This window comes from Corynebacterium sp. HMSC074E01 (assembly GCF_001808885.1).
GTDB lineage: Bacteria > Actinomycetota > Actinomycetes > Mycobacteriales > Mycobacteriaceae > Corynebacterium.
Genome location: NZ_KV794844.1, coordinates 142,105 through 159,954 on the forward strand (window position 1 = coordinate 142,105; position 17,850 = coordinate 159,954).

17 protein-coding genes are annotated in these 17,850 nt (G+C 63.1%); 10 read left to right on the forward strand and 7 right to left on the reverse strand.

Annotated features, from left to right (window positions below; genetic code table 11):
* Positions 1-18: 18 nt before the first annotated feature.
* Both HMPREF2537_RS04725 and pheA read right to left on the reverse strand, forming a co-directional pair.
* Positions 19-666: a histidine phosphatase family protein gene (locus HMPREF2537_RS04725; protein WP_070525952.1), complete on the reverse strand. Its 648-nt coding sequence runs from the start codon at positions 664-666 to the stop codon at positions 19-21.
* 11 nt (positions 667-677) lie between these two features.
* The gene (gene pheA / locus HMPREF2537_RS04730) at positions 678-1,589 is read right to left on the reverse strand and encodes a prephenate dehydratase (RefSeq protein ID WP_070525953.1); all 912 of its coding nucleotides are present in this window, start codon (positions 1,587-1,589) and stop codon (positions 678-680) included.
* Positions 1,590-1,630: 41 nt separating this feature from the next.
* On the opposite strand from pheA, the gene HMPREF2537_RS04735 reads away from it, so the two are divergent.
* The 3 genes from HMPREF2537_RS04735 to HMPREF2537_RS04745 all read left to right on the forward strand — a co-directional run bounded on the left by HMPREF2537_RS04735 (position 1,631) and on the right by HMPREF2537_RS04745 (position 4,957).
* Positions 1,631-2,776 (forward strand): amidase, encoded by a 1,146-nt coding sequence (locus HMPREF2537_RS04735; RefSeq protein ID WP_070525954.1) that lies wholly within the window; start codon positions 1,631-1,633, stop codon positions 2,774-2,776.
* Complete coding sequence (locus HMPREF2537_RS04740; protein ID WP_070525955.1) at positions 2,773-3,471, forward strand: CPBP family intramembrane glutamic endopeptidase; 699 nt, start codon at positions 2,773-2,775, stop codon at positions 3,469-3,471. The genes HMPREF2537_RS04735 and HMPREF2537_RS04740 overlap by 4 nt, the downstream gene beginning before the upstream one ends.
* A gap of 91 nt (positions 3,472-3,562) precedes the next feature.
* On the forward strand, positions 3,563-4,957 hold the full coding sequence (locus tag HMPREF2537_RS04745; RefSeq protein ID WP_083298967.1) for an LCP family protein: 1,395 nt from the start codon (positions 3,563-3,565) through the stop codon (positions 4,955-4,957).
* A gap of 107 nt (positions 4,958-5,064) precedes the next feature.
* On the opposite strand, the gene HMPREF2537_RS04750 is transcribed toward HMPREF2537_RS04745, so the two are convergent.
* From HMPREF2537_RS04750 to HMPREF2537_RS04760, 3 genes are read right to left on the reverse strand one after another with little or no spacing between them, the layout of a single operon-like run.
* Positions 5,065-5,994: a DUF5926 family protein gene (locus tag HMPREF2537_RS04750; protein WP_070525957.1), complete on the reverse strand. Its 930-nt coding sequence runs from the start codon at positions 5,992-5,994 to the stop codon at positions 5,065-5,067.
* Between the two features lie 21 nt (positions 5,995-6,015).
* Positions 6,016-6,720 (reverse strand): glycerophosphodiester phosphodiesterase family protein, encoded by a 705-nt coding sequence (locus HMPREF2537_RS04755; protein WP_049156880.1) that lies wholly within the window; start codon positions 6,718-6,720, stop codon positions 6,016-6,018.
* Positions 6,720-7,667: an L-lactate dehydrogenase gene (locus HMPREF2537_RS04760; protein ID WP_070443241.1), complete on the reverse strand. Its 948-nt coding sequence runs from the start codon at positions 7,665-7,667 to the stop codon at positions 6,720-6,722. Before HMPREF2537_RS04760 ends, HMPREF2537_RS04755 begins: the two co-directional genes overlap by 1 nt.
* Before the next feature lie 140 nt (positions 7,668-7,807).
* On the opposite strand from HMPREF2537_RS04760, the gene HMPREF2537_RS04765 reads away from it, so the two are divergent.
* A complete protein-coding gene (locus tag HMPREF2537_RS04765) occupies positions 7,808-9,649 on the forward strand; it encodes an alpha/beta-hydrolase family protein (protein WP_070525959.1) in 1,842 nt (613 codons plus the stop codon).
* Positions 9,650-9,673: 24 nt separating this feature from the next.
* Here the strand turns inward: HMPREF2537_RS04765 and msrA are convergent, their stop codons facing one another.
* Positions 9,674-10,324 (reverse strand): peptide-methionine (S)-S-oxide reductase MsrA, encoded by a 651-nt coding sequence (gene msrA, locus HMPREF2537_RS04770; protein ID WP_070525961.1) that lies wholly within the window; start codon positions 10,322-10,324, stop codon positions 9,674-9,676.
* Between the two features lie 189 nt (positions 10,325-10,513).
* Between msrA and HMPREF2537_RS04775 the strand changes: the two genes are divergently transcribed.
* The 4 genes from HMPREF2537_RS04775 (at position 10,514) to HMPREF2537_RS04790 (ending at position 14,337) form a co-directional block, all read left to right on the forward strand.
* Positions 10,514-11,116 (forward strand): superoxide dismutase, encoded by a 603-nt coding sequence (locus HMPREF2537_RS04775; protein WP_046647628.1) that lies wholly within the window; start codon positions 10,514-10,516, stop codon positions 11,114-11,116.
* A 302-nt stretch (positions 11,117-11,418) separates the two neighbouring features.
* Positions 11,419-13,125, forward strand: coding sequence for a carbon starvation CstA family protein (locus HMPREF2537_RS04780; protein WP_070525964.1), 1,707 nt, complete (start codon positions 11,419-11,421; stop codon positions 13,123-13,125).
* Positions 13,115-13,372: a cory-CC-star protein gene (locus HMPREF2537_RS04785; RefSeq protein ID WP_010188480.1), complete on the forward strand. Its 258-nt coding sequence runs from the start codon at positions 13,115-13,117 to the stop codon at positions 13,370-13,372. Before HMPREF2537_RS04780 ends, HMPREF2537_RS04785 begins: the two co-directional genes overlap by 11 nt.
* On the forward strand, positions 13,363-14,337 hold the full coding sequence (locus HMPREF2537_RS04790; protein ID WP_070525966.1) for an ArsA family ATPase: 975 nt from the start codon (positions 13,363-13,365) through the stop codon (positions 14,335-14,337). The genes HMPREF2537_RS04785 and HMPREF2537_RS04790 overlap by 10 nt, the downstream gene beginning before the upstream one ends.
* On the opposite strand, the gene HMPREF2537_RS04795 is transcribed toward HMPREF2537_RS04790, so the two are convergent.
* Positions 14,334-15,230: a LysR substrate-binding domain-containing protein gene (locus HMPREF2537_RS04795; protein ID WP_010188476.1), complete on the reverse strand. Its 897-nt coding sequence runs from the start codon at positions 15,228-15,230 to the stop codon at positions 14,334-14,336. The genes HMPREF2537_RS04790 and HMPREF2537_RS04795 overlap by 4 nt on opposite strands.
* 70 nt (positions 15,231-15,300) lie before the next feature.
* Here HMPREF2537_RS04795 and HMPREF2537_RS04800 point away from each other — a divergent pair, with 70 nt between their 5' ends.
* Together HMPREF2537_RS04800 and HMPREF2537_RS04805 are read left to right on the forward strand one after the other, a co-directional pair.
* Positions 15,301-16,452, forward strand: coding sequence for an MFS transporter (locus HMPREF2537_RS04800; protein ID WP_010188474.1), 1,152 nt, complete (start codon positions 15,301-15,303; stop codon positions 16,450-16,452).
* A gap of 11 nt (positions 16,453-16,463) precedes the next feature.
* Positions 16,464-17,756: a copper oxidase gene (locus HMPREF2537_RS04805; RefSeq protein WP_070525968.1), complete on the forward strand. Its 1,293-nt coding sequence runs from the start codon at positions 16,464-16,466 to the stop codon at positions 17,754-17,756.
* Positions 17,757-17,850 lie beyond the last annotated feature (94 nt).

Genomic DNA, 17,850 nt, shown 5'->3' on the forward strand with positions numbered 1-17,850 from the left:
AAAGCGAAGGACCCCGAACTAGACTTCTGTATCCGCCCAGCGCTTGAGCGTCCACTGGCCAAAAGGCTGGCCCTGCGGCTCCATGAGGGTAAAACGGCAGTTCGGCATATAACCTGTATAAGCAAAGTCTGGGTCCACGCAGCAGGCATGCTTCGTCACCACGCGAATGGCGGCGCCGTGGCTGACGACGACGATATCTTCATCATCCTCCAGCTCGGCAGCGAGATCCTCCAACACCGGTTGGTAGCGCTCGAGCACATCCACGTAGCTCTCGCCGCCAGGCATCCGGGCGGTCTCGTCACCGTCGAGCCAGCCGCGCAGTGCCACCATGTATTCGCGGTGGGTGTCTTCGCTGCCGCTCATTTCATGATCACCTGCGAAAACCTCGTGCAGGCCCACCCGCACTTCCACGGGAACGTTGCGCTCATCGGCGGCCTCGCCGAAGGTACGGGCGGCCAGCATCGCGGTCTGCTGGGCGCGTAGGGCAATAGAACACACAAAGCGCACGCGGCGACCCGCGCACAGCTCAGCCAGCTCGCGGCCCACATCTTCTGCCTGGCCGCGGCCGCGCTCGGTGAGCTCGGCGCCCGGAGGCCGGGTATCCATAACGCGGTCAATATTGGAAAAGGTCTGGCCGTGGCGCAGCAGGATGATTCTTCCGGTCATGCTTCACCACACTATTGGCCGGTGCGCGCCTGCGCTACCCATTCATCGGCCTCTTGCAACCGCGCCAAGTTCCGTGGCGCCTCCCCTTGCGCCACTACGGAAGGCCAGGAACCAACGAAAACGACGTCCTCCGCCCGCAGCCACAGTGCCCGCAGAGCCTCCGCCACCGGCTGGTCCTCAATGTGTCCGATGAGATCGGCGTGGAAGCGATAGTTACCGAAGACGGTGCGCAGCGGGCGGGATTCGATGCGGGAGAGGTCCACCCCGCGGTGCGCGAATTCCTGTAGGGCCCCTACCAGGGAGCCCGGCTCGTTGGGCAGGGTGAAGATGACGGACGTCCTGTCGTTGCCGGTCCGCTCGGTCGGCTTTCCGGCCGGTCCCACGAGGACGAAACGAGTCGTGGCCCCCGCGACATCTGCCACATTCTCCGCAATAGAATCCAGTCCGAAGACCTCCGCTGCGCGGGCAGGGGCGGCAGCGACATCCACCTCCCCGCGCGCCACGGCCTGCGCCGCCGCACCATTCGACGCCGCCGGAACATACTCCACGTCCGGCAAGTTCTGCTTCAACCAACCGCGCACCTGCTGGTAGGCCACGGGATGCGTAGAGAAGGTGCGAAGATTCTCTGCGGTAGTGCCGGGGCGCACCAGAATGGAGAAGGACACCGGCAGGTCTACCTCGCGGTAGATCTGGACCCGGGAGCCGGCGGCAAGCGCGTCAAAGGTGGCAGTAACCGGCCCGTCCACGGAGTTTTCGATAGCCACGCAGGCATAATCCGCCGCACCGGAACGCACCGCCGACAGCGCCTCGGCCGGGGAGCTCACCGGCATCCCCTCGGGGGAAGCAAAGTCTGCGGCGAAATGCTGCATCGCCGCTTCCGTAAAGGTTCCAGCGGGCCCGAGGAATGCGATCGTGGTGCTCATGACAGCAACTTTATCTCACACAACTACTAAACTGAGCCGCCATGGAGAGCACCGAGTTCACTCTGGACAAGCTGCGCGAGGACCTATCTGGTCTGAGCCCTGCGGAGCACGGCTTCACGTACTTCGACCTCGAACGCCGGCCGCAGGCGCACGGGCGTTTGAGCGGCTGGATTCTCTCGGTTAAGGATCTCAACGATGTCGCCGGCATGCCCACCACGCTCGGGCATGCCGAGCGTGCCTACGTGGCGGAGGAGACCGATCCTTTCGTGCAGGAGCTTATCGACGCCGGCGCGCTCGTCGTCGGCAAATCCGCCGCGCCCGAGCTGGGCCTGCGCGTGGACACCGAACCTGTCGGCCTGGCGCACCCGGATAATCCGCTCTACCCGGGCCATACGCCGGGCGGTTCCTCCGGCGGAGCGGCGGTCCAGGTGGCGCGGGGTCTGCTGCGCGCTGCGCATGCCTCCGACGGCGGAGGCTCCATCCGCGTGCCGGCTGCCGCCTGCGGCGTCGTCGGGTTCAAGCCCGGCGGCGAGGACCTCTCGGTGCAGGGGTTCATCACGCGCAGCATCGCCGATACCGCAACTCTGCACGGCCTTAACCCGCGTGCCCGGCGCGCCCGCATCGGCGTGCTGACGGATCCCCTCTTCGCTCAAGCCGAGGTAGCCCCGCACATGCTGCGCGCGGTCGCAGAGGCCACCGCCACCTTTGAAGGCGCGGGTTTCGAAACCGTGGCCATTTCCCCCTATCCCCAGGCCGCGGCTACCTTTGAGGCCTTTCAACATATCTTTAGTCGCCGGCTGGCAGGCCTTGACTTCGCAGCAGGCTACGCGGAATGGATCCGCGCGAAGGGGCGCCGCGTCACGGAATCCGAATTTGCTGCGGCCCGCGCCCACGCCGCGCAGCTACCAAAAATGCTGGCACAAGAGTGGGAAGTAGACGCCATCTTAAGCCCCATGCTGGCCTTCGATCCGCCACGGCGCGGGCATTTCCTGGCGCTGGACCACCAGGCCAACTTCGATGAACAAACGCGGTGGTCGCCGTGGGGTTCGTTGTTCAACGTGGCGCAGCTGCCCGCTATTTCCGTGCCGTGGCCGGTGCGAGATCACCCGCCCGTAGGCGTGCACTTAGGCTCGCTCACGCTTGACGACGCCTCCCTCCTCGGCCTCGCCCAGGTGCTTCACCCATGACCGCCCGTTCCCGCCTGCGCGCGGAGATCCTCATTGTCCTGACCATCACGTTTGGCATCTCGGGCGTGCGCGCCGCGCTGCGTCTGACCGATTCCCTGCTCAACCCGGCGCCACTCAACGAGCAATCGGTCACCATCAACGCCTCGCAGTCGGCGTCGACGATGCTCGACCTCGCCTTCCAGCTCTGCAGTGCCGCGGTGCTCTTCGGGTGGGGAGCGCTTGCCCTGTACTTACTCTCCTCTCCACCCCGCCCACAGTGGCGGGACGGACTGCACGGCGCAGCGCTAGCGGCAGTCATTGGCCTTCCGGGGTTGGTGCTGTATTACGCGGCGTTGCACTTTGGCTGGACCAAGGAGGTCGTGCCAGGGGCTTTCGATACGTGGATTGAGATTCCCGTGCTTCTCATCAAGTCCTTTGCCAACGCCTGGGCGGAGGAGCTGGTGGTGGTGTACTGGTTCATGACCAGGCTCAAGCAATCAGGGTGGGCCCTGCCCGCAACACTGGCGGCTTCCTCCATCCTGCGCGGCTCTTATCACCTCTACCAGGGCGTTTCCGCCGGCTTCGGCAATATCATCATGGGCGTGCTCTATGGCTGGTACTTCCACCGCACGGGGAAGGTGTGGCCGCTGGTCATCGCGCACTTTCTGATCGACGCTATCGCTTTCGTGGGCTACGCACTGCTCTTCGGTGCTTAAGCACGGGCCAGAGTTCATAGCACCACAAAGACCGCTCCCGCACCCTGCGTGAAAGGTGGGGCGGAAGTGATTTCGCGGTACAGTGTTCCCCATGACCTACCAAGGACGCGATCCAGAGCGCGATTCCCGCCGCGCTGGCGATCCCCACGGCGATTCCCGCCGCGCGGGTGCCACTGGCCCTGCCCACCCCCACGGCCCGGATGGCCCGCGCGGTGCGCATGCTGCCGGACAGGACGCCGGTGAGTTTGTCCTTGGCGCTGACGGGCAGCCCCTGCGGGATCGCTACGGACGCCCGGTGCGTCGCCGCCCCTCTGCACAGCGGGCTAATCCCACGCACTCTTCTTCTCGCGCTCAGCGCCCCGGTGCGCAACGCTCTCGTCCGGAGGAAACCCGCTTCGACGTCGATGCTTATATGGCTCAGCACGCATCGCCGCGCCCGGCGCGCCAGCAGAGCATGCCCGCCCGGGAATCTGCCGCCGGCGTATACCGGCGAAACCCCGACGCACCGCCGCGCAGCTACTCCCCACAAACTGCGTCCCGCGGGCGTCCCACGGGGCGCCCGCATAGCCGCCGCAAGAAGGTCAACCCGGCCAAGCAGGCTTTCGGTTGCCTGGGCTGGCTTGTCGTCATCGCCCTCGTCTTCATGGTGGCCTTCACCTTGTGGACGGATTCACGCCTGACCCGTATTGACGCCCTGCCCACCGAGCAGGTGGCACAGACCTCCGGGACGAACTGGCTTTTGGTGGGTTCAGACTCACGCCAGGGGCTCACTGAAGAGCAGCAAGCGGAGCTAGGTACCGGTGGCGATGTAGGCGTCGGCCGCACCGATACCATCATGCTGCTCCACATTCCCGCATCCGGAAAGGCCCAGCTGGTCTCCATTCCACGCGATAGCTACGTCGACGTGCCTGGCTTCGGCATGGACAAGGTCAACGCTGCCTTCACCTACGGTGGACCGCAGCTGCTGACCCAAACCGTGGAACAAGCCACCGGCCTCCACATCGATCACTATGCGGAGATCGGCATGGGTGGCTTGGCAAACGTCGTGGATTCCGTCGGCGGCGTGGAGATTTGCGTCAAGGAGCCCATCAACGATCCGCTCGCGGGCATCGACCTCCAAGCGGGCTGCCAGAAGCTCCGCGGCCCAGATGCCCTCGGCTATGTGCGTACCCGCGCTACCGCGATGGGTGACTTGGACCGCGTCGAGCGCCAGCGCGAGTTCTTCGCCGCGCTGCTAAATAAGGCAACGGCCTTCTCCACCATTGGCAATCCCTTCAAGGCTGTCTCCCTGGTCAACCACACCGCGGATTCCTTCATCGTCAACGAGAAGGACCACGTCTGGCACCTTGCCCGCGTGGCGCTATCCATGGCCTCAGGCGTGGAGACAAAGACGGTTCCCGTCGGCGGCTTCGAGGACACAGTCGTGGGCAACGTCGTCCTCTGGGATGACGCCGAGGCCCAAGCGCTCTGGGACTCCATGCGCTAAGGCTTCGGCCGGTCGTTTCGATCAATTAAGGCTCTAAAACCTTGCGGTTTTAGAGCCTTAATTGATCGTTTCGTACCCACACCTCGGGGGCGAAGGCACCGAGGCGACTAGCGCAGCGTCACCTGACGGGACTTGATGTTCTGCAGCTGCTTGCGCTCATTGGCGTCGAGGTTAGCGTCGTTGGAAATCTCCTCCTCCAACGCCTTGTTCACGCGAGACAGCTCGGACTCGTAAGAATCGTGCGCGACCTCTGGGTCGAGGTCGAAGACCGGGGCGATGAGACCATGCGTGCGGAAGACACCGGCGAACTTGGTGTTCTCGCCCAGGTTGAGCTCACCGCGAGCGGCAATGCGCGCAAGCGCATTGAGGAAAGCATTCTCGTCATCGCAGGGGCGGACCCAGCGGATGTGAGCCTTGCCGCCACCAGCGTTGGCCCAGAAGGCGGTGCCGACGAAGCCTTCGGCCTCCTGGCCCACCTGGTAGGACTCGATGACGGAATCATTGGCTCGCTGCAGTGCCTGTGCCATCTGCGGCGGAACCTGCGCGCCCTCCGGCATCCACCACGCGAAGTCCTGGTAGACGTTGATCTCCAGCTCGGCGTCCTCCTCCAGCAGCTCCTTGAGCTTCGGCTGGGAACCATCAGCAGCAGTGGACTCGAGGGTGGAGCCCGGCGCGTTGTTTTTCACCCAGTTCAGAGCAAAAGCCAAGTCGCGGCCCGGGTTGTGGGTGTGGGACTGTACCTGCAGGCCCACGAAGGCCTCACCACCGGATTCCTCATCACGGATGAGCGCCGCAGTAGCACCGGGCAGCACGGTGGCGACGTAGACGTCCTTGTCAAAGCCCTTGACGGACAGCTTCGCCGTTGCGGAAGGAACAAATTCCTGCAGGGCGACGAGGCTAGCCTCAGCGGCCAGCCCACCAAAGGGGCGAGGGTCCTTTTCCAGGGCAGCGCGCTCGGCGGCGCGGGCAGCGAGCTTAGCTTGGCGGCGGGACATGCCCTCCGGCAGCTGTTCGTTCTTCTTTTTCTTCTTGGCCATACTGAACAACTTACCTGTTCATTACAGCTCAATGGCATGCAGGGCCACTTCCGGCTGGTTCGTGGCGAGAATATCTACCCCGTTGGCCCACGCCCACTTCATGTCCGCGGGTTTATCGATGGTCCACATGTACGTGGGCAAGCCGTGCGCGCCGATCGCGTCGGGCTGCAGCTTGCCGCGCAACAGCGACATGCCCAGGCCAGTGGGCTGCGACAACAGGATGTCGGGACGGTTGAAATGGCGCTCCCAATCGCGGCGCAGGTAGATGCGGTCGACGTGCGGGGCAAGTGCTGCCATTCGACGAATGGCCCGGTGGGAAAAGGAAATCATGTGGATCCGGGGGTCGTCGAGAAGCCCTGCGTAGCGCAGCCGCAGCACCATCTGTTCTTCGAGGATGTCGCCTTGCCCCGAGGGATGCTTGGTCTCAATGTAGAGGTGGTGCTTCTTATCCCCGAGCATGTCGAGGAGTTCGTCGAGAAGCAGCATGCGCTGGCCGCCGCCAATCTTGAGGCGGCGCAGCTCCTCCCAGGTCATCCGAGACACTCGGCCTGAGCCATTCGTGGTGCGGTCCAGTGTGGGATCGTGATGAACCACCACCTTGCCGTCGCTGCTCAGGCGGATATCGCACTCGATACCGTGAATGGGTAGCTCGAGCGCTTTCTCAAAGGCAAGAGGGGATAGCTCCGGATATTTCCCGGAGTATCCCCTGTGGGCGACAATCTTCACTAGCCGAAGATTTCTTCCTTGATGGTGTTGAGCGTGTTGAAGGAGTTCTCAAAGCGCTCCTTCTCGTGATCATCGAGGGCCAGCTCGATAACGCGGTTGACGCCGGAGCGGTCAACGATGGCCGGGGTGCCGATGAAGACATCCTCGTGGCCGTACTCGCCCTGCAGGTAGGCAGAGACCGGGAGAGCGACGGCCTGGTTCTGGATGACCGCGCGGGTGATGCGGGCCAGGGCCATGCCGATGCCGTAGGAGGTGGAGCCCTTAGCGTCGATGATGTGGTAGGCAGCGTCGCGGGTGTCCTCGAAGATCTTCTCGATGCGCTCGTTGTAGCCCGGGTCCTTTTCAGAACGGTGGGACAGGGAGACACCTGCGATGTTGGCGGAGGAGACGACCGGCAGCTCGGAATCGCCGTGCTCACCGATGATGTAGGCGTGGACGGAGGTCGGTGCCACGTCATCCATTTCAGAGAGCATGTAGCGGTAGCGGGCCGAGTCCAGGACGGTGCCGGAGCCGATGACGCGCTGGTGCGGGAAGCCGGAGGCCTTCCACACTGCGTAGGTCAGCAGGTCCACCGGGTTGGAGGCGACCAGGAAGATGCCGTCGAAGTCATTCTTCATGACGTCCGCCACGATGGAGTTCATGATCTTGACGTTCTTGTCCACGAGCTGCAGGCGGGTCTCGCCGGGCTTCTGTGCGGCACCGGCGCAGATGACGACCATGGAGGCGTCCTTGCAGTCTTCGTAGGTGCCCTTGGTCACGCGGGTGCGGGACGGCGCCCAGACAACGCCATGGTTGAGGTCCATGACGTTGCCTTCGAGCTTCTTTTCGTCGATGTCGATGATGGCCAGGTGATCAACAGTGCCCTGGTTGACCAGAGCGTAGGCGTAAGCAACTCCAACGTCGCCAGCGCCGATGAGTACTACTTTGTTTCCAACATGATTTCCCATGACTCCTATTGTGCCCCTAATGTCCGAGTTTTGCTCGTTATGCGCCCGAATTCACAGGTTCAGTAGTCCGATCTCACACTTTTATGCCCGATTGGGTCTGATTAGTGGCATCACTGCACGTCTGCCCCAAAGCTGGTTCAATGGCCAGCATGCGTCAACTTGCGCGCCGCATCGCCCTCAGGACCGCCCGCACGGGACTTCAGGCTGCCATCTTTTCGCTGGAGATAATCAGTGATCTCACCCCCGGCATGCGCATGACCGGCAGGCGGCGCTTGCCGCAAAATATGTGGCCCGGGCTCTTCGGCGCCGAAGTCGCGACCTGGGCAGCTGTCTCCCCGTCGCTCTTGCCACGCCCGTGGTGGGTTACCGCTGCCAACGTAGCCATCGGCCAAGGCGCGGGACACCTCGCCGCCACCACCGCGGCTTTCGCGGCCAAGCGCGCCCTACACCACGCAGGCCGACGGCCCCAGGACCGGGTCGGCCCTACCACTCGGCGCTATTCCTACTATTTGCTGGGGCTCGGAACCTTCATCGCGGGCATACGCTCCCTTCGCAATCAAAGAGAGCAGGCCCGCCTCGTTGGCAAGCTCAATGACCGCGGCCCGCAATCCGCCGCACTGGGCATGGTGGCGGGCACCGCAGGCTACGGCGCCTTGCTCATTGTGGGAGAGGCAGCCCAGCTCGCCGTCACCCAGCTTTCCCTCCAGGTTCAGCGTTGGCTGCCCCGGTGGATTGCCTGGCCCCTAGCCGGCGGCGCGGTGGGCTTCGCCGCGGCCGTGGCCAGCGACCGCATGGTCTGGCGCCGGCTGCTCCGCAAGGCCACTATCCAGGGCCTTGCCCTCAACAAGCTCGTCTATCCAGGCTCCGTCATGCCGTGGGAGCCGGAACGCTCTGGCAGCCCATGGTCCCACGAACAGTGGACGGCTGTCGGCTCACAAGGCCGCGTTTTTCTCGACCGCGGCCCCCGCGCCCAGGACATCAAAGAGGTCATGCACTTTGACCGGGCGCGCGAACCAATACGCATTTACATCGGCCTCATCCGCGGCCGTGGTCCGCACGCCGCTGCCCGCCACGCGGTGGCGGAGATGGACCGCACGGGGGCCTTCCACCGCGACACCATCGTGCTGCAGATGCCCTCCGGCTCAGGCTGGATCAATAATTATTCGGTCAGTGGCTATGAATTCCTCACGCGCGGCAATTGCGCCACCGTGGCCTTGCAATTCGACTACTTGCCCTCCATGTTTTCCTACTTGGTGGATAAGAACCTCTCCCGCACTTTTGCGCGCGAGCTCATTGCCGCCGTTCACGCCCGGCTCGAGCTCCTGCCCGAGGACAACCGCCCCAAGCTGTACTTAAGCGGCGAATCCTTAGGCTGCTATGCCATCGTGGAAAACTACGAGACGCTTGAGGAACTGCTCGCCGCCTGCGATGGCGCGGTATTCACTGGGCCGCCCCGGATGACCAGTTTCATGCGGCGCCTGCACCGTGAACGCGGATCCTTGGAGCGCTTGCCGCTTATCGACGGCGGCCGACACCTCCGCTTCGCTGCAGTCCCCGCACACATGGAGCACGATGCCTTCGGCGAGCCCTATGGCACCTGGGAGCGCCCACGGGTGGCGGTGGGACAGCACGCCTCCGATGCCATCGTGTGGTGGGATAGCAAGCTCATTTATGCTCGCCCCAACTGGATCCACGAGCCGACCCCGCAGACCTTGTACGCAGATACTTTTAAAAACCTGCGCTGGCACCCGTTCATCACCTTCTGGCAGGTAGCACTGGACCAGATCAACTCGCTCAACGTGCCGGGCGGCCACGGGCACAACTACTTCGAGGAGACCTTCTGGTACTGGGATTCCGTCCTCGGATCCCAAACCCGTACCCAGCTCACCCTAGAGCTAGCTGAACGCATGCGGGACTTTGTGGAGCGCGACCAGCTCAACAAACCTTCTGACTTCCGCACGCACGTGCGCAAACAGCTCTAGCCGGACTCACGTCCGTAAGCAGCTCTAGCCGCACTTGACGCCGGTGCTGTGGTGCGGGCAGTAACCGTTGGGCACCTTGTGCAGGTACTGCTGGTGCTCGTCCTCGGCTAGGTAGTACTCTCCCGAGTCTGTCTCACTGAGGCGGGTGACTTCGGTGGTGGTGGCGCCGAAGCCGGCGTCGGCAAGCTTGCCTGCGTAGGAATCCACGAGCTGCTGGATCTCTTGGCGCTCCTCGTCGGTCTCTGGGTAGAACGCAGAACGGTACTGCGTACCCACGTCGTTGCCCTGGCGGAATCCTTGAGTCGGATCGTGGGCTTCCAAGGCCTTGATCACAAGGTCGCGCAGGCTCACGCGCTGCGGGTCATAGGTAATCTGCACCGCCTCCGCGTGGTTGGTCAGCCCGCGGCAGACCTCGTAGTACGTCGGGTTAGGGGTGGCACCTCCCGCATAGCCCACGGACGTGGACTCCACGCCCTCAGTTTCCCAGAACATCTTCTCCGCGCCCCAGAAACAACCGATGGCGATGATGAGGGACTTCTGCCCTTCCTTCCACGGTCCAGTAATCGGAGTGCCTAGCACCGCATGGGGCTGCGGGTTGTCCAAGACGGGCTCGGCGCGCCCCGGAAGGGCGTCCTCCGCCGCCACCAGCTTGGGTTCTGGTGTGAAAAGAAACATGCAGGATTCTCCTTCGCTTAGTCTTGCCCTCCCCTTATACTCCGCTGCGCTGCCCACAATCCAGGTTTTTGTTCACGGCCTCTCCCATAGAAAAAATTTCACGGCCTCTCCCATAGAAAAAATATTGTGGCCAAATCCTCATCCGCGCCCTACCATGGGGCCTCGTACCCCAAAGAAAGGATGACACAAATGGCTGTTTACGAACTTCCGGAACTCGACTACGCATACGACGCTCTGGAGCCGCACATCTCCGCTGAGATCATGGAGCTGCACCACTCCAAGCACCACGCTGGCTACGTTGCTGGCGCTAACGCTGCGCTCGAGGCTCTGGAGGAGCAGCGCAACGGCGAGGCTAACGCTGACGCTATCCGCGCACTGTCCAAGAACCTTGCTTTCAACCTGGGTGGCCACACCAACCACTCCATCTTCTGGAAGAACCTCTCCCCGAACGGCGGCGGCGAGCCCACCGGCGAGCTGGCTGAGGCTATTAACCGCGACTTCGGTTCCTTCGAGAAGTTTAAGGCTCACTTCTCCGCCGTTGCTACCGGCCTGCAGGGCTCCGGTTGGGCAGTTCTGGGCTACGACCACGTTGCTGGCCGCCTAATTATTGAGCAGCTGACCGATCAGCAGGGCAACATCTCCGTGAACTTCACCCCGCTGCTGATGCTGGACATGTGGGAGCACGCCTTCTACCTCCAGTACAAGAACGTGAAGGCTGATTACGTCAAGGCTGTCTGGAACGTCTTCAACTGGGATGACGTTGCTGAGCGTTACGCTGCTGCCACCAAGTAAGCACTGTGGCCTCCTTTAAGGCCATGTAGCTTCGACCGCGCTGAGTTCTCTTCATTGAGGCTCGGCGCGGTTTCGCGTTTTCATCACCGTCTGCAGACCGTGGGCGGTGATGACCTACACCCCTTCTGCCCCACCCGCCCCAACTTTCCCTATAGAGATTTAGAAATTAAACCCACCTTCAGAAAATAGCTATGGCATAATTCACACCACCTGCACGCAGGGATGCGTATTACAGGCTTGATTTTCTTGCTGAGGAGTCAACGCTGATGCGCCATCTCATTTGACTCTCTTCAGGTGGTTTTGTGAACTCACTACTTCTCGTGTTTATCGGACTCGCCATGATGTTGGCGGGGTACTTGTTGTACTCGCGCTTCCTCGCATCGAAGGTGTACCAACTCTCCGAGGGCTTTTCCACGCCCTCCCACACCATGGAGGACGGCGTCGACTACGTCCCCACTAACAAATACGTGCTGTGGGGCCACCACTTCACCTCGGTTGCGGGCGCGGCTCCCATCATCGGCCCCGCCGTCGCCGTGATTTGGGGCTGGCTGCCAGCCTTCCTCTGGGTCACACTCGGCACGGTCTTCTTCGCCGGAATGCATGACTTGGGTGCGCTGTGGGCTTCCCAGCGCCACCGCGGGCAGTCCATCGGCACGCTCTCTGGACGCTATATCGGCGCCCGCGGGCGCGCGCTCTTCCTCGTCGTGATCTTCTTGCTGCTGCTCATGGTCAACGCGGCCTTCGCCGTGGTCATCTCCAACCTGCTGATTTCGACGCCCACCGCCGTCATCCCCACCTGGGGCGCCATCCTCGTCGCCCTGCTCATCGGCCAGGCCATCTACCGTTTCCGCTGGAACCTGACCATCGCCTCCATCGTGGGGGTCGCCGCGCTCTACGCGCTGATGATCATCGGTGACCGCGTCCCGCTGGCCCTCCCGGAAACCGTCCTGGGCATCCCGGACCGCGGCGTGTGGATCATCCTGCTCTTCGTCTACGCCTTCATCGCCTCCTTGCTCCCGGTGTGGGTCCTGTTGCAGCCGCGTGACTACATCAACGGCCTGCAACTCTTCGTCGGCCTCATCATCCTCTACGGTTCTTTCCTCGTCACCCGCCCCGAGGTTGTCGCGCCGACCGTGTCGGATCACGTCCCGGACAACACGCCAGGCATCTTCCCGCTCCTCTTCGTCACCATCGCCTGCGGCGCCGTCTCTGGATTCCACGGCGTGGTGAGCTCGGGTACGTCTTCCAAGCAGCTGGATAAGGAAACCGATGCCCGCTTCGTCGGCTACTTCGGCGCCGTGGGCGAGGGACTCCTCGCACTCGGCACCATCGTGGCCACCACATCTGGTTTCAAGACCGCCGCCGACTGGGAGGCCGTCTACAACGAATGGAATGCCGGCGGTGTCGAGGCCTTCGTGCAGGGCGGCGGTGCCCTCATGAACGAAGGTTTGGGCATCCCCACCTCGCTGTCCGCCACCATCCTGGCCACCATGGCCGTTCTCTTTGCCGCGACGACGATGGACTCCGGCGTGCGCCTGCAGCGCATGGCGGTCTCGGAGGCTGCCGAGCTCATGGACATCAAGCTCAGCGGCCTGGTGGCCACCATCATCGCCGTCGGCTGCGCTTTGGGCCTGACCTTCTCCACCGGTGTTGACGGCTCCGGCGGCATGCTCATCTGGCCGCTCTTCGGCACCACGAACCAGCTCATGGCCGGCCTCACGCTGTCCATCATCGTGGTCATCCTGACCCAGCTGCGCCGCCCAACGTGGCCAGTGCTGCTCCCGCTGGTTTTCGTTACCGCCATGTCCCTGTGGGCAGCGGTGCTACAGCTCAAGACGCTGTTCCAGGCCGGAAACTGGCTCCTGCTAGTTATCGATGCCGTCATCATCGTCGCCGCCATCTGGGTCATCGCCGAGGCTATCGCCGCCATTTCTCGTGCGCGCACGGCCCCGCAGGTGGTGTGGAAGGACGAAGACATCGAGCCTCCCCTGCCGGTCGATGCTCGATAAACTGAAGGCTTTTGGGCGCGGTCTGGACGAGTTCTACTCCGCGCCTTATCGGCGTTCCTTTGCTAAGGCGCAGCAGGAGGAAGACGATCTCTTCATGTTGTTGGTCCTCTCGGAAGCCCTCGGCCTGCCGAATCCGGCCAGCTACTACACCCTGGAATTGCTGCCGCTGATGTATGAAGACTTCCATGCCTGGCACACGCGCATGGGCATGGAGCGCTCACCCTTGAACGGAATCTCATGTTGTTAGCCCCCATCATGTTCTTTGGTGGCAAGGGCGGGGTGGGTAAGACCACGCTGGCCACCGCCACCGCCCTGCGCCTCTCCCAACAAGGCAAGCGCGTGCTGCTGGTGTCCACGGACCCGGCGCACAACCTGGGGCATATCTTTGGCACCGCGCTTGGCGACGTCCCGACAACCATCCGCCCCCACTTAAGCGTCATCGAGATCGACCCGGCGCGGGCAACGGAGGAGCACCTGAGGGGCGTCGGCAAGCAGATGCGTCGTTTCATGCCGGAGCGCCTCCACCGCGAGGTCGGCCGGCACGTGGACCTCGCCCGGCACTCGCCCGGCACGCACGAGGCAGCGATGTTGGAGCGCATCGCGCAGCTCATCGAAGAACAGCAGGATGGTGGGGAGTTCGAGCACATTATCTTCGATACCGCGCCCTCCGGCCATACCTCGCGGCTCATGGCACTGCCGGAGATCATGGCCGCGTATACCGATGGGTTGCTAGCGCGGCGCGAGAAATCCGACAAGTTCGGCGCGGTGGTGCGCGGCATGACCTCGGCGGAGAAGGCGGTATCCGCCAGCTCGCAGGACCCGGTGGACCGCCGTAACCAGGAGATCCGCTCCACGTTGCTCAAGCGCCGCCGCCGCTTCGAGCGTTTGCGCTCCGTGCTTTCCGACGAAGCCACCACGTCCTTCTTCCTCGTCCTCACCGCGGATCGCACCCCGGTGTTGGAAACCTCCGAGTTCTTCGCGGAACTGAGTTCCCATGGCGTGCACTGCGGTGGACTGCTGGTCAACCGCCGCACTCCGGAAAGCACGGAAGAGTTTCTTCAACAGCGCCGCTCCTCAGAGGATGCAGCCTTGGCGCTGCTCGCTGAAAAGCTGCCGGGCCAGCCGGTACACACCTTGCCTTGGCTGCCGCACGAGGTATCCACCCCCGAGGCGCTCGCCGCCCTGGCCGCCGAGCTTCCCTTCGGCAGCTAATCGGCCTCGACCAAGCTACTGCCCTCGGCGGTGCGGGCCACCACGAAATCCTTGAAGTGCTCAACCGGCGGGGCATCATCGCCTTCGCGCCACACCAACCCCAGCTCGCGATAGGCCTCGGGTTCTATGGGAATGAGGTTGCGGGCTTTCAGGTACGGGTCATCAAGCGGCAGCAACGCCGATCCCAGTCCGGCGGCCACGAGGCCGGCCACGGTGGTCAGCTCCATGGATTCGAAGACGAGGCGCGGGCTAAAACCGGCCTCGCTCGCTAGGGAATCGAGAAGCATGCGTGTTCCATAGCCAGGCAACATGCCGATGAAGGGCTCATCGCGAAAGTCTTCCATGCGCACACTGTTTCTTCCGGCAGCCCAATGCCCTTCCGGCACCGCGAGTCCGAGTCTTTGCAGCTTGAGCTGGTGCCAGCCCAGCGGGCCCGGGCTTATAGGCCGGGGACCGACGAGCGCCAAGTCGGATTCGCCGGCCGCTACTCTGTCCACGAGCTCGCGGGCCGCGCCCTGGTGCAGGCGAATATCCACGTGGGGGTGCCTGGCGCGATAGGCCTTGAGCAGCTCCGGAACCATCCACGTGCCGAGGGAATGCATGAAATCGAGGCGCACGGTGCCGCGCTCCGGATCCATAAGTCGGGAGACGGCATCGCGCGCGGCGGCTTCCGACAAGAGCATCCGCCGCGCATGGTCCACGAAGGCCCGGCCGCGCGCATTGAGCCGCAGGCGTCGGCCGCTGCGCTCAAAAAGGCTGGCCCCCACGGCCGTCTCGATACGCTGAACGCGGCGGGTCAACGCGGATTGGGAGAGCCCGAGGGAGTCGGCAGCGGCGCCGACGAGGCCATGGTCGGCCACGGCGACGACTCCGCGGACATCCTCCAGATTCATGCACACCTCGCATGATTTATGTAACTTTCGGACATTTTACACATAATCCGCGCTAGGCCATGCTTGGTGCATGACCAGAACGCGGCGCGCCACCATTGCCATGCTCTTCGTGGGCCTGGCAATTTTTTCTTGCCTCTACCCCACCCAAGCCATGCTGCCTACCCTGGTGGAGGACATGGGCATGTCCCCCACGGAAGCCGCCATGACCATTTCCGCGGCCACGGGTGCCCTGGCTATTTGCGTCATCCCCGTGTCCATCATCTCCGAGCGCATCGGCCGCGGAAAACTGCTGCTCGTGTCCACCATCGCGGCCACGCTCATCGGCATGCTCGTTCCGCTGGCCCCCAATCCAGAGATCCTCATCGCCACCCGCGCGCTCCAGGGGGCCGTCATCGCCGGCGCGCCCGCTACCGCCATGGCCTGGATCTCAGAGGAACTGGAAAGCTCTTACGTCGCCCGCGCCATGGGCTTGTATATCGCCGGCACCACCATCGGTGGGCTCACCGGCCGCCTCATCCCCACCGGGCTGCTCGAGCTCACATCCTGGCGCTGGGCTCTAGCGGGCTCCAGCCTGGTCACGCTCATCCTCGCTATTATCGCCGCTATTTTGCTGCCCTACCAGCAGAATTTCACGCCCAAGGAAATCCACTTTCGATCAGAGCTGCGCGCGATTTTTCGCCATGCCCGGGATATCCGCCTTATCCCCTTGTTCATCGTGGCTTTCGTGGCGATGGGTACCTTCGTCTCCCTCTATAACTTCCTAGCTTTCAGGCTCATCGACCACTTCCATCTCTCGCCGGGCTTGGCCGGCTTGGTCTTCCTCTTCTACCTCACCGGAACGTGGTCCTCGGCGCGCGCTGGCCGGCTGGTTAGCCAAGTGGGCCACGCCAACACCTTGCTGCTGTCGTGCCTGCTTTTTGCCGTGGGCATCGCGCTCTGCATGGGGTCGCTCATCCCCACCCTGTTGGGCATCGTGCTCTTCACCATCGGCTTCTTCGCCGCGCACTCTACTGCCTCGGGCTGGGTGGGCCACATCGCTACCCATGACCGTGCGGAGGCTTCCAGCCTTTATGTCTTCTTCTATTACCTCGGCAGCTCCATCCTGGGCGCGCTGGCCGGCGTGCTCTTTGATTCCCTGTCGTGGACCGGCTTCATCGCCGTCTACGCTGCCCTCGCCGCTGGTATCGCGCTGCTGAGTTGGATGGTGAGAAAAACCGGATAAACTCGTGTTTTATGGATAAGTGGTCGCCGCGCACGTGGCACAGGAAAGCATCCCGCCCTGTCAGCCTGTGGATGATGGTTTTTCTTCTCGCGGGCGCAATCCATACCTTTATCCCGAACTACCGTTGGGTCCTCATCCACCTTTTCACGCTGGGCATCCTCAGCAACAGCATCGTGGTGTGGTCCCAGCACCTCACCGAAAAATTCGTGCAGCTCAAAGTTCCGATGTCGGCCCGCCCGAGGCAGCTCGCACGCATCTATCTGCTGAACACAGGCGTTATCTTCACCCTCGTGGGTCAGCTCCTTACCGAATTCTGGGATCTGCACTGGGTACTCACGCAGATCGGCGCCACACTTGTGGCTCTTGCGGTGTCCTGGCACGGGATGACCCTCTTTATGTTGTGGCGCCGCGCGGAATCCAAACGATTCCGTCCCGTCGTTGCCGCTTACGTGGCCTCAGCCCTCTTCCTTGCCGTGGGTGCTTGTCTCGGCGCTTTCCTCGCAACGCATCCCTCCCATCCGCGCCTGCTCATCGCGCACGTGGCCGCCAATATTGGCGGCTTCGTGGGTCTAGCGGCGGCCGGTTCACTCACCATCTTGTTCCCGTCCATCTGGCGCACCAAAGGAATCAATCCGCGCATGGGCCTAAGCTTTACCCTGCTGGGCCTGGGCGTCATCGCCACTCTGGTGGGCAGCATCTGGAATATTCCGCAGGTAGGCCTCATCCTCTACTGCCTGGGCTGGGCGCTCAGCCTGCAGGGCTGGCTAGTCAACGTCCTCACCGTGCTCCATGACCCGCGCGGACGCATTAGCTTCCCGGCACTTTCCGTGCTCTTTTCCTCTTTCTGGCTGCTCGGCGGTCTGATCTATTTCACCACCCAGCACTTCTTCTCCAGCGAGCCAAAGATTCCCATGCTCGCGCTCGTCGTAGGCTTTGGCGCTCAACTGCTCATCGGCGTCATGGGCTACATGCTCCCGACCACTATGGGCGGCGGCCCCTCAGCGGTGCGAGCTGGCCTGCGCGAGTATAACCGCTGGGGCCTGGGGCGCTCCGTCTTCGTTAATGGCGGACTCGCCCTGTGGCTAGCCACCTCTAGTTCCCTCACCATGGTTGCTGCCTCGCTGCTCTGCCTTGGTTCCCTGGCTGTCTTCCCCATCCTCACCGCCCGCGCGGTCAAGGCCCAGAAAGCCGTGCTGCTCAAGAAGGCTGAAGGTCCAGCCCCGACGAACACCACAGACTGGGACCAGGCCTGGGTGGCCCTTGCGGTACTCATCATCCTCGGCGGAATCAGCCTCATTGTGTAGATCCCCAGACCTGAAACCCGCAACCTCCTGGTGAGCGGTGGGCGTCGGCAAGCGCTTGGCGACGCCCCACCTGCAGGTTGCGGGTTTCAGGTCT